The sequence below is a fragment of the Pseudomonas sp. GM50 genome, from assembly GCF_000282375.1.
Classification (GTDB): Bacteria; Pseudomonadota; Gammaproteobacteria; order Pseudomonadales; family Pseudomonadaceae; genus Aquipseudomonas.
This window is the reverse complement of sequence record NZ_AKJK01000009.1, coordinates 53,961-67,588: the sequence shown is the minus strand read 5'-3', so window position 1 is coordinate 67,588 and position 13,628 is coordinate 53,961. Positions and strand designations below refer to the sequence as shown.

At 59.7% G+C, this 13,628-nt stretch carries 13 protein-coding genes; 2 read left to right on the top strand and 11 right to left on the bottom strand.

Annotated elements, in window-relative coordinates; all coding sequences use genetic code 11:
- Positions 1-17 precede the first annotated feature (17 nt).
- From PMI30_RS26965 to minC, 6 genes are all read right to left on the bottom strand, one after another.
- Complete coding sequence (locus PMI30_RS26965) at positions 18-1,307, bottom strand: M18 family aminopeptidase (RefSeq protein WP_008005665.1); 1,290 nt, start codon at positions 1,305-1,307, stop codon at positions 18-20.
- A gap of 76 nt (positions 1,308-1,383) precedes the next feature.
- Entirely contained in the window at positions 1,384-2,490 is a 1,107-nt protein-coding gene (locus PMI30_RS26970; RefSeq protein WP_008005663.1) for a hypothetical protein, read from the bottom strand.
- A 44-nt stretch (positions 2,491-2,534) separates the two neighbouring features.
- On the bottom strand, positions 2,535-3,170 hold the full coding sequence (locus tag PMI30_RS26975) for an RluA family pseudouridine synthase (protein WP_008005662.1): 636 nt from the start codon (positions 3,168-3,170) through the stop codon (positions 2,535-2,537).
- Positions 3,171-3,402: 232 nt separating this feature from the next.
- Positions 3,403-3,657 (bottom strand): cell division topological specificity factor MinE, encoded by a 255-nt coding sequence (gene minE, locus PMI30_RS26980; RefSeq protein WP_007898843.1) that lies wholly within the window; start codon positions 3,655-3,657, stop codon positions 3,403-3,405.
- Positions 3,657-4,469: a septum site-determining protein MinD gene (minD, locus tag PMI30_RS26985; RefSeq protein WP_007898841.1), complete on the bottom strand. Its 813-nt coding sequence runs from the start codon at positions 4,467-4,469 to the stop codon at positions 3,657-3,659. The genes minE and minD overlap by 1 nt, the downstream gene beginning before the upstream one ends.
- Positions 4,470-4,670: 201 nt before the next feature.
- Entirely contained in the window at positions 4,671-5,408 is a 738-nt protein-coding gene (gene minC, locus PMI30_RS26990; RefSeq protein WP_007898840.1) for a septum site-determining protein MinC, read from the bottom strand.
- 118 nt (positions 5,409-5,526) lie between these two features.
- Here minC and PMI30_RS26995 point away from each other — a divergent pair, with 118 nt between their 5' ends.
- Both PMI30_RS26995 and PMI30_RS27000 read left to right on the top strand, forming a co-directional pair.
- Positions 5,527-6,459 (top strand): lipid A biosynthesis lauroyl acyltransferase, encoded by a 933-nt coding sequence (locus PMI30_RS26995; RefSeq protein WP_008005660.1) that lies wholly within the window; start codon positions 5,527-5,529, stop codon positions 6,457-6,459.
- A 35-nt stretch (positions 6,460-6,494) separates the two neighbouring features.
- The gene (locus PMI30_RS27000) at positions 6,495-7,667 is read left to right on the top strand and encodes a patatin-like phospholipase family protein (protein ID WP_008005659.1); all 1,173 of its coding nucleotides are present in this window, start codon (positions 6,495-6,497) and stop codon (positions 7,665-7,667) included.
- A gap of 103 nt (positions 7,668-7,770) precedes the next feature.
- Here the strand turns inward: PMI30_RS27000 and PMI30_RS27005 are convergent, their stop codons facing one another.
- The 5 genes from PMI30_RS27005 to alc form a co-directional block, all read right to left on the bottom strand.
- Complete coding sequence (locus PMI30_RS27005; protein ID WP_008005658.1) at positions 7,771-8,556, bottom strand: outer membrane protein OmpK; 786 nt, start codon at positions 8,554-8,556, stop codon at positions 7,771-7,773.
- Between the two features lie 515 nt (positions 8,557-9,071).
- Positions 9,072-10,430: a nucleobase:cation symporter-2 family protein gene (locus tag PMI30_RS27010; RefSeq protein ID WP_008005657.1), complete on the bottom strand. Its 1,359-nt coding sequence runs from the start codon at positions 10,428-10,430 to the stop codon at positions 9,072-9,074.
- A gap of 230 nt (positions 10,431-10,660) precedes the next feature.
- The gene (locus PMI30_RS27015; protein ID WP_008005656.1) at positions 10,661-11,953 is read right to left on the bottom strand and encodes a urate hydroxylase PuuD; all 1,293 of its coding nucleotides are present in this window, start codon (positions 11,951-11,953) and stop codon (positions 10,661-10,663) included.
- A 50-nt stretch (positions 11,954-12,003) separates the two neighbouring features.
- Positions 12,004-12,507: an ureidoglycolate lyase gene (locus tag PMI30_RS27020; protein WP_008005655.1), complete on the bottom strand. Its 504-nt coding sequence runs from the start codon at positions 12,505-12,507 to the stop codon at positions 12,004-12,006.
- Between the two features lie 120 nt (positions 12,508-12,627).
- A complete protein-coding gene (gene alc / locus PMI30_RS27025) occupies positions 12,628-13,623 on the bottom strand; it encodes an allantoicase (RefSeq protein ID WP_007898829.1) in 996 nt (331 codons plus the stop codon).
- Positions 13,624-13,628 lie beyond the last annotated feature (5 nt).

Here is a 13,628-nt window from a genome sequence, read left to right as displayed (position 1 = left end):
GTTGCGATTCGCTCGGGCTACGGCAATTCGCGACAGGCGTAGAACGCGCTCAGCACTTTGACCAGATGCGCCAGATCATGGCTGCCGCACAACTCACGGATCGAGTGCATGGCGAACGTCGGCAAACCGATGTCCACGGTGCGCACGCCCAGGTGGCTGGCGGTGATCGGGCCGATGGTCGAGCCGCAGCCCATGTCGCTGCGCACCACGAAGCTTTGCACCGGTACTTCTTCGGCCATGCACAAATGGCGGAAGAAGCCGGCGGTTTCGCTGTTGGTGGCGTAGCGCTGGTTGCTGTTGACCTTGATCACCGGGCCGGCGTTGAGTTTCGGGCCGTGGTTGGCATCGTGCTTGTCCGCATAGTTCGGGTGCACGCCGTGGGCATTGTCGGCCGAGACCAGCAGGGATTTCTGAATGGTCCGTACGAATTCATCCCCTTCAGGCAACAGGCGACGCAGGGTTTGCTCAAGCATCGGACCGTCGGCGCCACAAGCCGAGCAGGAACCGACTTCTTCGTGATCGTTGCAGACCAGCACGCAGGTTTCGTCGGTTTCGGTCGTCAGCAAAGCTTGCAGGCCGGCGTAGCACGACAGCAAGTTATCCAGGCGCGCACCCGCAATGAAATCGCCATGCAGGCCGATGACCGCAGCGCTTTGGGTGTCGTAGAAGCTAAGCTCGTAATCGAGCACTACATCGGCGTTCAGGCCATGTTCGCGGGCCAGTTGGTCGGTGAGCACGGCGCGGAAGTCCACGCGCTCGTCACCGGCGAATTGCGCGAGGATCGGCGGCAGTTCGGTCTGGGCATTGATCGCCCAGCCCATATTGGCTTCACGGTTGAGGTGAATGGCCAGGTTCGGAATGATCGCGATCGGTGCCTTGAAATCGATCAACTGGCTCTCGACCTTGCCATCACGGCGGAAAGTCACGCGGCCGGCCAGAGACAGATCGCGGTCGAACCACGGCGCCAGCAGTGCACCGCCATAGACTTCGACGCCCAGTTGCCAGAAGCCCTGGCGTTGCAGTTCCGGTTGGGGTTTGACTCGTAGGCACGGGCTATCGGTGTGCGCGCCGACCAGACGGATGCCGCCGTGCAGGGGCGAATGACGGCCCATTTTGAACGCGACGATCGAAGAGTCGTTACGGGTGACGTAGTAACGACCATTGGCTTCGGTGGTCCATGGCTCGCGCTCGTCGAGGCGTATAAAACCGGCCGCTTCCAGACGCTGAACAAGGCTGGCGGTGGCATGGAACGGGGTAGGGGAGGCCTTGAGGAAGTCGATCAGGCCTTGGTTCAACTCTTCGCGCATAAGAAACTCCAGACAGCAATGGGCGGGAGTTTAACGTATTGGCTTGAGGCTTTGGGCCTGACGTTCGCAGGTTGCGTCAGCGGGCCGCGGCTACCCGTTTTTTCAGGTACTTCATGATGATCTGCTCATCTTCAGGCTTTTCTGGCTTGGGCAGTTGTTTGGGCCAGCGATTCTGATGGGTGTCCAGCAGCTGTTTCTGACGGGTGTGGTTCCAGCGAAGAATCTCCCGCGAGGCGGATTCCCACCACTCATGTCGGCATACCGTGTAGTACGGATGATCGGGCGCTGCGCTGCCATAAAGCAAATCGCGACCGACTTTTCTCATGGCGCCGTTCTGGTTGCGTAATTTCCATTTGATTTTCAGCCGTTGCCAGGCCGACGGAACGGGTTTGACTCGCGGCACATCGCGGCACAGTTCCACCAGATTTTGGCTGAACTGCTCGCCATGCTGGGAGAAGAAGTACGCCTGCATCGCATGGAAGAAGCGTTTTTCCGCGAAGTAGTGATAAACGTATTTTTTCGCTTCACCCACCGGTTTGTCGCGCATCGCGAACGACAGGGCGATTTGCTCGATGGTGTGAATGTCGAAGCTGTCGCGGGTCCATTCGTCGATAAACTGGATCGACGCTTCGAACAGCGGCGCGTCGCGCTCGGTCACGCCGCAAAGTCCGCTGTTGTACAACTTGAAACCGTTGTCCGGGGTGATGCCGTGAGCGCGTAGGCGTTCGCCAAGCTTCAGGTAGTCGTGGCGTTCGCAGACGTCCCGCCAGTCGTACTCGAAGCGGTCCATCAGGTAGTGCCCGGGCTGAATCTGGTTGAAGATTCGGTTCGGGTCGCTGGTGAACAGGGTGTCGGTATCGACGAACAAGGTCTTTTCAGCAAGCTTCAGACCGGCGGCCATGGCACAGGCTTTGCGGCGATGGTGATAGCCGTTTTCGCCCTGCCACCGGGTCAGGGTTTCTTCGGTCAGGAACACGGTTTCAACCGGCCAGCCAGCGTAGTCTTGCGGGCGATCCGTCAGGATTCTGATGCACGGCAGCTCGCCGTTCTTCACATGGGAAAGCGCAGTCAAAATGCTGAACTTGGCTTCGCGCCGATAAACGTCCTGATTGCCGTAGATCAGATAAAGCAGCTGATTTCGGGTTTTCTTGACGGGCGTTGCCAAGGAGTCAGTACTACTCATTCTGTTCAATCCTCGCTTTGAAGCGGTGACGCCATGTGGCAGATTTAAAACGGTGCCGGGCATTCGAAACGCAAGCGGTCGCCAGTTTGGGGGTGGGTAAAACTCAACATGCTCGCATGCAGGCACAAGCGCGGCCAGGCAGCCAGTGCTTGCTCATGGGCGTAGAGCCCGTCACCCAACAGCGGGTGGCCGATGGAGAGCATGTGCACGCGCAACTGGTGAGAGCGGCCGGTGATCGGCGTCAGCTCGACGCGACACCAGTCGCCACAACGCTCCAGCACACGCCAGAAGGTCAGGGCGTGCTTGCCAAACTCGTGGTCCACCACATGGCGTGGCTTGGTCGGCGGGTCGTAGCGCAGGGGCAGGTCGATGCTGCCGCTGTCCAGTTCCGGTTGTCCCCAGCACAGGGCGGTGTAGGCTTTTTCGGTTTCGCGGTCGTGAAATTGCCGAGACAGCTCGCGATGAGTGTCCGGGTCACGGGCCAACAGAATGATGCCGGAGGTTTCCCAGTCCAGCCGATGGACAATTCGCGCTTCCGGGTAGCCGTTTTCTTGCAGGCGCGTGATCAGGCAGTCCTTGTTGTCATCGGCCCGGCCAGGGACGGAGAGCAACAGGGTCGGTTTGTCCACCACGAGTACGGCGGCGTCCTGATGGATGATGCGGATGTTGGACAACGGCATTAAAACAGCCTCGTAACAAACGCCAACGGCGGCTCAGGCCCTCACACTCTGTAGGAGCGACCTGTGGCGAGGGGGCTTGCCCCCGTTGGGCTGCGAAGCAGCCCCAAAACTTCCGGTGAACCGAAGGTCCTGTGAGTGCTGCGCACTCAAACGGGGGCAAGCCCCCTCGCCACAGTTCGCCCCCAAACAGGGTCTGGAAGGCCTGAGCCGCCGTGGCTCCCGCCGGATCGACTCAGCGATCTGGCAGGGTGATATTGAGTTCCAGGATCGAGCAGCTGCCCTGGTTTTCCAGAGCGACGTGCACGTCATCGGACCCGATATTGACGTACTTGCGGATCACTTCCACCAGCTCCTTCTGCAAGGCTGGCAGGTAATCCGGCGTACTGCGCTGGCCGCGTTCATGCGCCACGATGATCTGTAGACGCTCTTTCGCTACCGACGCGGTGCTGACCTTTTTACTGGCACGAAAGAAGTCAAAAAGGTTCATTACCTACCTCCAAAAAGTCGCTCGAAGAATCCCTTCTTCTCGACATCGAGGAAACGATGGTCCACGGTTTTGCCCAGCAGACGATCGACGGCATCGCTGTATGCCTGACCGGCATCGCTCTGGTCGTCGAGAATGACCGGCACGCCCTGGTTGGAGGCCTTGAGAACGGCTTGCGATTCCGGAATCACGCCCAGCAGGGTCACCGCCAGGATTTCCTTGACGTCTTCGACGCCGAGCATTTCGCCGTTGCTCACGCGTGTAGGGTTGTAGCGAGTAAGCAGCAGGTGTTCCTTGATCGGGTCTTCGCCGTTTTCGGCGCGACGGGACTTGCTGGCCAACAGGCCCAGCATGCGGTCCGAGTCACGTACGGAGGAGACTTCCGGGTTGGTCACCACGATCGCTTCGTCAGCGAAGTACATGGCCAGGTGGGCGCCTTTCTCGATACCCGCCGGGGAGTCGCAGACCACGAATTCGAAGTCTTCTTTCAGCTGCATCAGGACCTTTTCGACGCCTTCGACAGTCAGCGCGTCTTTATCGCGGGTCTGACTGGCGGCCAGTACGTAGAGGTTTTCCAGACGTTTGTCTTTGATCAGAGCCTGTTGCAGGTTGGCTTCGCCGTTTACCACGTTGACGAAGTCATACACCACGCGGCGCTCGCAACCCATGATCAGGTCGAGGTTACGCAAGCCGACGTCGAAGTCGACGATAACTGTTTTGTGACCACGCAGAGCGAGGCCGGTACCGATAGCGGCGCTGGTGGTGGTCTTACCCACACCACCCTTGCCGGATGTAACCACGAGAATCTTGGCCAAGGTGTTTTACCCCTAAGGAAAAAGGACGTTTAGCCCCTGAAAAACATCTCTTGAAAAACTACTGCAGTCGGACAGCCTTGGCTGGAATCCGGTTTTGAGCGGCGCTTACCCCCGGTAAACACTACTTTTAGCCTTTTTCCTACTTCGTTTGAGCCGTTTTCGCTACGTTTTAGAGATGCTTGGAAAATGCGGCAGTATCCGTTAAAGCCGAATGATGTTCAACACGTCGCCCGACAGGCTGACTTGTACGCCCGCGCCCCACAATGGATCACGACGCAGATCCTCGGAAACCTTGTAGTGGCCGGCGATGGAGACCAGTTCAGCGGTCATTTGCTGACAGAAAATCCTGGCTTTCGTGTCACCTTTGACGCCGGCCAAGACACGACCGCGCATCGCGCCGTATACATGGATGTTCCCATCGGCGAGAAGTTCCGCCCCCGGGCTGACCGACGAAATCACCACCAAATCGCAACCCTGGGCATAAATCTGCTGGCCACCGCGTACCGGCGAGGTAATGATTTTGGTCGGTTTGATGGTCGGTTCCGGTGGTTTTTCCGGTTTTTTCGCAACAGTGCCTTCGAGCGGGTCGAGCGGGCGCTCGCGGGCGCCGGACGGCGGCAGCACTGGCAGATCGACGGCGATGGCGGCGGCAATGTCTTCAATGCGGCTGGCACGAATCGCCAGGGTGCGCAGGCCATGCTGGCGGCAGATGCGCATCAGGCCCGGCAGATCGACCGAGCCTTCGCTGGCCGGGAGTTTGTCCAGGGCCAGTACCAACGGCGCGTTGCTGAAGAAGTTGGGCGCCTGGGCGACCTTGGCGGCCAGTTGTCGATCAAGGTTCTCAAGGTCGTTACGGGCCAGTTCCAGCACCGTAATGGCGAGCATGCTGCCCTTCAACTGGAACACGGGATCTTGGTCTAGCGGTTCGGTTTGGCTCATGGTCGGCATACAACGACTTGTCACTAAAAGTGCCGAGACTTATAACGAGAACGCCCGCGGGCCGCAAGCCGGGTCGAACGATGTAGAATGCGCGGCCACTGTCTTGACGGAACCTTTAATGGATCGCCCGCGTTTTCGAACAGCATTTCTTTCTCCACGTTTCTGGCCGCTGTGGTGTGGCTTGGGGCTGTTGTGGCTGATTGTGCAGCTGCCGTATCCGGCGTTGCTGTCGGTCGGTCGCGTCTTGGGCGCCTTGATGTATCGGGTGGCCGGCGACCGACGGCGCATTGCCAAGCGCAATCTTGAGCTGTGTTTCCCTGAAAAGTCCGCTGCCGAGCGCAAGCGTCTGCTCAAGGAAAACTTCGCCTCCACCGGCATCGCCTTCTTCGAGATGGCCATGAGCTGGTGGTGGTCGCGCAAGCGTCTGGCGAAACTGGCCCATGTCGAAGGCCTGGAGCATTTGAAGCAGGCCCAGACAGAGGGCAAGGGCGTGATTCTGATGGCCGTGCATTTCACCACGCTGGAAATCGGCGCGGCGCTGCTCGGCCAGCAGCACACCATTGATGGCATGTACCGCGAACACAAGAATCCGCTGTTCGACTACATCCAGCGTCGTGGCCGCGAGCGGCACAATCTTGACTCGCTGGCAGTGGAGCGCGACGACGTGCGTGGCATGCTCAAACTGCTGCGGGCAGGCCGAGCGATCTGGTACGCGCCGGATCAGGACTATGGCGCCAAGCAAAGTATCTTCGTGCCGTTGTTCGGGATTCAGGCGGCGACCGTCACCGCCACCAGCAAGTTCGCGCGGTTGGGCAAAGCGCTGGTGGTGCCGTTCACTCAGCAACGCCTGGCTGACGGCAGTGGTTATCGGTTGGTGATCCATGCGCCGCTGGAGGGCTTCCCCGGCGAGACGGAGGAGGCTGACTGCATTCGGATCAACCAGTGGGTCGAAAGCGCGTTGCGCGAATGTCCGGAGCAATACCTTTGGGCACATCGCCGCTTCAAGAGCCGTCCACCGGGCGAACCGAAGCTGTACGCCAAACGCGGTTGAGTCACCGATCCCTTTAAGCACCATGGAGTGTTGCAATGAGTTCTGCTGAACCGGTTACAGGGTTGATACTTTCCGGCGGCGGGGCTCGGGCGGCCTATCAGGTGGGCGTGCTGGCGGCGATTGCCGAGCTGCTGCCGGTGGGGGCGGCGAATCCGTTTCCGGTGATCGTCGGCACCTCTGCCGGCGCGATCAACGCGGTCAGCCTGGCCAGTGGGGCAATGGACTTTCGCGGCGCGATTCAAAGCCTGACCGCCTTCTGGCAAGGATTCCGCAGTCATCTGGTGTTGCGCAGCGACTGGCCGGGGGTGATCCATCAAGCCACCCGCTTTGTCAGTCACAGTCTGCTGGGGATTGGCTCTCAGGTACCAGTGGCCTTGCTCAACAGCTCACCGCTGCGCGGTTTACTCAACGACAAACTGCACATGCCCGGAATTGCCGAGGCCATCGCGCAAAAGCAATTGAAGGCGGTGGCGGTCACGGCGTTTGGCTATGAATCCGGTCAGGCCGTCACGTTTTATCAGGGCGGGGGCACGATCGAGTCCTGGTTGCGCCATCGGCGAATCGGCGTGCCGACCCAATTGAGCGTCGACCATTTGCTGGCCAGTTCGGCGATTCCATTGCTGTTTGCGCCGGTGAAGATCGGCGAAGAATATTTCGGCGATGGCGCGGTGCGTCAATCAGCACCGATCAGCCCGGCCCTGCACCTGGGCGCCAGCCGCGTGCTGGTGGTGGGCGTCAGCGGCAACCCGCGCGGGGTCGACCCGCAACAGCCGTTGCAACGTGCCTATACCGGTCAGCAGCCAACCCTGGCGCAAATCGGCGGGCACATGCTCAACAGTACGTTCATTGACAGCCTGGAAAGTGACATCGAGTTGCTGCAGCGTCTGAACCAGTTCAGCCATCTGCTGCCCGACGGCGCACCGAGTCGGGCATTGGGAGCTGCGCCGGTGGAGGTGCTGGTGATTTCGCCGAGTCAGCCGATCGATGAAATTGCAGCGCGGCACCGACAGGAATTACCGGCGGCCTTGCGCCTGTTTTTGCGCGGGCCGGGGGCGACCAAGACCAGCGGGGCGGGGGTGCTGAGTTATCTGCTGTTCGAGGCGGGGTATTGCAGCGAGTTGATCGATCTGGGGCGGCGCGATGCGTTGGCCAAGCGGGATGAGCTGTGCCGGTTTCTGGGGTTGGTGGAGCCTGCGGTTCCGGCTTGAGATTTGCGGTGTGGCTGTTCGCGGGCAAGCCTCGCTCCTACATTGATCTGTGCCGTTCACAAATCCACTGTAGGAGCGAGGCTTGCCCGCGAAGCTTTTACGATTAGAAGTGGAACTTCACCAGCAAGCTCGTGTTGCTCTGATCGGTCTTGAAGGCCTGGCTGTCCTTGATCCCGTACTTGTCTGACCAGTAGTCGTACTCGACACCCACGTACAACTGCTTCTCGCCAATATTCATCGCTTTACCCAAATCGTATTTGATCTGCGGGTTGAAGTGCAGGTTGGCGTGGTAGGTGCCTTTGCTGTTCTTGTCGTTGTCGACCACCCAGTCCATGAAACCATCGATCAGGATGTTCGAATCGCCCACGGGAATGGTGTAGGACCAGACCGGGGTGATCTGCCAGACGTTGTCACCCGGGCGGCTGCCCTCGGTGTGACGCTGGTAGAAGTTCAACTGGAAGTAGTCGAACCCGGGAATCGCCAGGTCGAAACCCGGACCGATCAGGTAGGACTCGGTATCGCCCTCACCAAACTCGTACGTCATGGCCAGCAGCACGTCCTTGACCGGGCCGAATTCGATCTTCTGGTCGAGAACCTTGCCCAGCGAAATACGTGGCTGGAACTCCCCGTAATAGGTGTTCGGGCCGGCGTTGAAGTCCTTCTCGCCGTTGTAGAAGATCTTGTCGAGGAAGAAGAAGTTATCCCCGTATTTCCAGGCATCGGCGTGCTCGAAGGTGACGGTTTGCTGAATGCGCGGGTTGACCTGGAAGTCCTTGCCATAAAGGTAGGTCAGGCTGTTGTTCTGCCATTGCAGCAAGTCGCCGGCCATTGCCTGGCCCCCGGCCAGCAAGGATCCCGCGAGCATCAGGCTGGTGCACGTACGTTTCATTCGGTTGCTCCCAAAAAGTAGGTGATTCCACGTTATTTTTCTAAGGTCGGCGCTCTGGTGTGGCGCCTTTTCTTGCTGCTTTAATAAATCATCCATTCGGTCAGCTTTGATGCTGTTAGCAAGAGCTGAGCCAAGGCTTTCAAAAAGCCAAAAGACGCCCGTTCGGCTGTTCGAAAACAGTCGATTGAGCGTCATTTCGAGGTGCCTTGGTGCTGTCCAGAGCCGGGATAAGTTGGCTTTCTGGTCAGGAATTAAATCCGGGCTTTTTTTTAGACCGGATTCGGGCGGCCGCGGAGAATACTGACTCCTTGGCCAGGTCTCAAGTGCCCCGCAACAGAGCACTGGTGAGAGGTGTGGGGCACGGTTGTCGGCGGTCAGCCTGGTGTCGCTAGACGACAGGCTTTTCTGGTCATGAATCATCTGTTGCTCCCTCTTGTTTTTATTGTTTGAGGCGCAGGCAGCCACCCTGAGGGAGCAAGCAGGCTCGCTCCCTCAGGGTGTGTGTCTTTACTGTGTCAATGCGGGTGGGCGTGGCAGTCGTTGACGGTCGCGCGGTCGTGACCGCCCAGAATGTTGAACAACAGGTTCAACGACAGGGCACTCAGCGTGGCCATGGCAATACCGCTGTGGGTGATCGGGCTCATCCACATTGGCAGGTGCGCGAAGAATTCCGGACGCACCACGGGGATCAGCCCCATGCCGATGCTCACCGCCACCAGCAACTGGTTGCGACGGTCACCGATGTCGGCTTCCTGAAGAATCTTGATCCCGGTGGCGGCGACCATGCCAAACATCGCAATCGCCGCACCGCCGAGTACTGCAGGTGGAATCGATGCCACCAGGAACGCCGCTTTCGGCAGCAGGCTCAGCACCACCAGTAACCCGCCGGCGACGATGGTCACCGAACGGCAACGTACACCGGTCATCTGCACCAGGCCGATGTTCTGGGCGAAAGAGGAGTGGGTGAAGGTGTTGAAGAAACCGGCGAAAAACGAAGCGCCGGCATCACACAGCAAGCCGCGTCGCAGCATCCGTGGCGTGACATCCTGGCCGGTGATTTTGCCCAGCGCCAGGAACATCCCGGTGGACTCGACGAAAATGATCACCACCACCAGGCACATGGACAGAATCGGTGCGAGTTCGAATTTCGGCATGCCGAAATGCAAAGGGGTGACGATCTGCAGCCATGGCGCCTGGGCCATGCCGCTGAGGTCGACCATGCCGATCACGCCGCAAATGACATAGCCCAGGCACATGCCGATCAATACCGAAATGTTCACCCAGAAACCGCGCATGAAACGATGGACCAACAGAATCGTGGCCAGTACCAGCGCGGCGATGGCCAGGTAAACAGGCGAACCGAATTGAGCCGCACCCGCACCGCCACCAGCCCAGTTCACGGCCACGGGGAACAGCGATAAACCGATCGAGGTGATGACGGTACCGGTCACCAGCGGCGGGAAGAAGCGCACGACTTTGGACATGAACGGCGCGATGAGCATGCCGAAGAAACCGGCGGCGATGGTCGCGCCGAAAATCCCTTGCAGGCCGATGCCAGGCATCCCGGCCATGGCCACCATGCTGCCGACTGCGGCGAAACTGGCGCCCATCATCACCGGCATGCGAATGCCCATCGGGCCGATGCCCAGTGACTGGACGATGGTGGCGATACCGGCCACCAGCAGGTCGGCGTTGATCAGGAAGGCGATTTCTTCACGGCTCAGCCCCGCGGCCTGCCCGATGATCAGCGGCACCGCAATGGCTCCGCCGTACATCAGTAGAACGTGTTGCAGGCCGACCAGGATCAGTTGCAAAAGGGGTAAGCGCTGAATGGCGGGTGCGTCGGGGATGCGGGCTTCGGATAGCTCGGACATGCAACACCTCGGATCTTTTTTATTCTTGTGATTTTTGTATCAGGTGGACCCGTGGCGAGGGAGCTTACTGTGGCGAGGGGGCTTGCCCCCGTTGGGCTGCGGAGCAGCCCCAAAACCAACAACCGCGTCCCATCTGGAGGACCGCATCCTCTGGTTTTGCGACCGCTTCGCGATCGAACGGGGGCAAGCCCCCTCGCCACAAAAGCTCCCACGCCACAACGGCGTGTTGCTTATTGGGTTTGGGCTCCCTGAACAATCCACGCACCAATCAGGTCACGTTCCTGCTGGGTCATCTGGGTGATGTTGCCCAGTGGCATGATCTGGCTGGCAACAGCCTGGGCCTGGATGCGCGGGGCCTGGAGTTTGATCTGCTCGGGGGTATCGAACATCACTCCAGCCGGCGCCGCGCTGAACAGTGGGCTGGTGGGTTTGGCCGAATGGCACACGGCGCAACGTTCCTGAATCACGCTGTGCACCTTGTCGAAACTCGGACCGGCGTTTGCAGCCTGGGCCGGTGCTTCAGCAGGCTTCTCGACGGCAGGTTTGGCACCACCACCCAAGGCAGTTTCCGGCAGCGGCTGGTACTCGATGGTCCCAGGCGCCTTGGCCACTTCAGGTGCGCTGGACATCGGCGCCGGCCCGGTCACGTAGGCCAGGCAGATCATGCCGACCGCCGCGACGGGCAGGGTCCAGGCAAATTTGTGGCTGTCATGACGGGTGTTGAAGTAGTGACGCACCAACACCGCCAGCACCGCGATCCCGGCCAGGATCAGCCAGTTGTATTGGCTGCCATAGGTACTCGGGAAGTGGTTGCTGATCATGATGAACAGCACCGGCAAGGTGAAGTAGTTGTTGTGCCGCGAACGCAGCAAACCTTTGGCCGGCAGGGCCGGATCGGGCGTGCGGTTCTCGGCGATCGCCGCCACCAAGGCGCGCTGCGCCGGCATGATGATGCGGAATACGTTGCCGACCATGATGGTGCCGATGATCGCGCCGACGTGCAGGTACGCACCACGACCGCTGAACACTTTGCTGAAGCCGTAGGCGGCGCCGATGATCAGCACGAACAGGATGAAACCGAGCAGGGCAGGGCGTTTGCCCAGGGCCGAGTCGCAGAGGAAGGAGTAGACGAACCAGCCGATGAACAGCGAGCCGAGACCGATGGCCACGCCTTCAGGGCCGCTCAGTGTGCTGCCCGGTGCCAGCAGGTACAGCGTCGGGTTGGAGTAGAACACCACGCACAGCAGCGCGATCCCTGACATCCAGGTGAAGTAGGCTTCCCATTTGAACCAGTGCAGGTTGTCCGGCATGGTCGGTGGAGCCAGTTTGTATTTTTCCAGGTGGTAGATACCGCCGCCGTGGATCGCCCACAAATCGCCTGCCAGCCCGTTTTTCGGGTTGACCCGGTTGAGGTTGTTCTCCAGCCAGACGAAATAGAACGACGCGCCGATCCAGGCCACGCCAGTGATCATGTGAACCCAGCGCACGCTCAGGTTCAGCCATTCCAACAGATGTGCTTCCACAGTCTTTACCTCTCGCCTGTCACTCTGTCGTCGAGTGATCAGACCTTCTCTTATTGGTGGGGGGCGAGGATCAAACGCTCATCCTCTTTGAAAAAATGCTCATCGCAGTTATTGCCTGTGCCACTGCGATCAACCACCAGGAAGTCATCCCGCTTTTCGATCGTCAGCACCGGATGGTGCCAAACGCCGCGATGGTAATTAATGCCCTGCCTGCCGTTGGTGACGAAGGCGCGGACCAAGCCTGATACAGGTTCATCGCCAAGTGGCGCGACCACGATCAGAAAGGGGTTGCCGAGCAGCGGAATGAAAGCCTGGCTGCCCAGCGGGTGACGCTCCAGCATGCAGACGGTCAGCGGCATATCCTGCGCGTCGGCGCGGAAGATGCTGATGATCGCGTTGTCCTCTGGCGTGGCGGTTTCCACCGTCGCCAGTTTGTGAAAGCGCATGGTCGAACCGTTGTTGATCATGAAGTGATCGCTACCGTCGGTTTCGATCACGTCACCGAAAGGGGCGAAGGCTTCTTTGGTCAGCGGTTCAATCGTCAATGTGCGCATGCTGGTCTTCTTTTCCGAATTCTGTGTTGTTGGTTCTGTTGCTATCGCTAGCAGGCTAGCTCCCACTTTTGGAATGCATTTCCCTGTGGGAGCCAGCCTGCTGGCGATTGGGTTCAGCGCTTATTTAGCGACCTTGCCCAATACCCGCAGGCGGCTCACACCACCATCCGGGAACACGTTAAGGCGGATATGGGTGATCGGGCCCAGCGCCTTGATCTGCTCGGCAAAGGTGTGTTCGGCGTGCATTTCCAGCTTCTGGCTTGGCAGCAGTTCGCGCCAGAACAGCGATTGGGTTTCGATCTGGCTGTCGGTGCCGCCCTTCACGAATGCACCCTGGATTGAACAGGTGTCCGGGTAGTTGCCTTTGAAGTGCAGGGTGTCGACGATGACTTTTTCGATCTCGCCCGCATGGCCCAGCGCGACGATCACCCAGTCATTGCCTGGCGTGCGACGACGTGCGGTTTCCCAGCCATCGCCCATGTTGATGCCACGGCCCGGGTTGAGGATGTTGCTCATGCGGCCGAAGTGCTCGTCGGAGCAGGCCAGCGCACGGCCACCGTTCAGGGCTGCTGCCAGGTCAACTTGCTCGTTGTCGCCCACAGCGGACCAGTCGCGGAACGGAATACCGTACACGCGCAGACGGGCCACGCCACCATCCGGGTAGATGTTGAAGCGCAGGTGGCTGAACGCCTGGTCGTTGTTGATTTCGTGGTAGTGGTGGCTGTTGCCTTGCAGTTCGACGGCCGACAGTACTTCAGTCCACTGGGTGTTTTCGTCCGGCTCGCCCGAGGCCAGGAAGCAGGCTTCCAGGGAAGCCGATGGCGGGTAGTTGCCGGTGAAGAATGAAGTGTCGATGTCCACGCCTTTGATCGAGCCCGGTACGCCCAGGCGGATCACCGCGCTGTCGTAGCCTTCGAAGCGCTTGCGGCGCGACTCCCAGCCGTCCATCCACTTGCCGTTGTCATCGAACACGCCCTCCTTCCACACGGCCGGGGTCGGTTGGAACAGACGGTTGGCGTCTGCGAACCAGTCATCGGTGACCGAGATGATTTTGGTGCCCAGACGGGCGTCGGCCAGGTTGACGAACTTCTCGAAAGGTACGGCGTAAGCTTTCATTCTTC

Excerpts from the sequence above, each read along its gene's own strand:
- PMI30_RS26965 (WP_008005665.1), bottom strand. The coding sequence starts at position 1,307 with ATGCGCGAAGAGTTGAACCAAGGCCTGATCGACTTCCTCAAGGCCTCC.
- PMI30_RS26970 (WP_008005663.1), bottom strand. The coding sequence starts at position 2,490 with ATGAGTAGTACTGACTCCTTGGCAACGCCCGTCAAGAAAACCCGAAAT.
- PMI30_RS26975 (WP_008005662.1), bottom strand. The coding sequence starts at position 3,170 with ATGCCGTTGTCCAACATCCGCATCATCCATCAGGACGCCGCCGTACTC.
- minE (WP_007898843.1), bottom strand. The coding sequence starts at position 3,657 with ATGAACCTTTTTGACTTCTTTCGTGCCAGTAAAAAGGTCAGCACCGCG.
- minC (WP_007898840.1), bottom strand. The coding sequence starts at position 5,408 with ATGAGCCAAACCGAACCGCTAGACCAAGATCCCGTGTTCCAGTTGAAG.
- PMI30_RS26995 (WP_008005660.1), top strand. The coding sequence starts at position 5,527 with ATGGATCGCCCGCGTTTTCGAACAGCATTTCTTTCTCCACGTTTCTGG.
- PMI30_RS27000 (WP_008005659.1), top strand. The coding sequence starts at position 6,495 with ATGAGTTCTGCTGAACCGGTTACAGGGTTGATACTTTCCGGCGGCGGG.
- PMI30_RS27005 (WP_008005658.1), bottom strand. The coding sequence starts at position 8,556 with ATGAAACGTACGTGCACCAGCCTGATGCTCGCGGGATCCTTGCTGGCC.
- PMI30_RS27010 (WP_008005657.1), bottom strand. The coding sequence starts at position 10,430 with ATGTCCGAGCTATCCGAAGCCCGCATCCCCGACGCACCCGCCATTCAG.
- PMI30_RS27020 (WP_008005655.1), bottom strand. The coding sequence starts at position 12,507 with ATGCGCACATTGACGATTGAACCGCTGACCAAAGAAGCCTTCGCCCCT.
- alc (WP_007898829.1), bottom strand. The coding sequence starts at position 13,623 with ATGAAAGCTTACGCCGTACCTTTCGAGAAGTTCGTCAACCTGGCCGAC.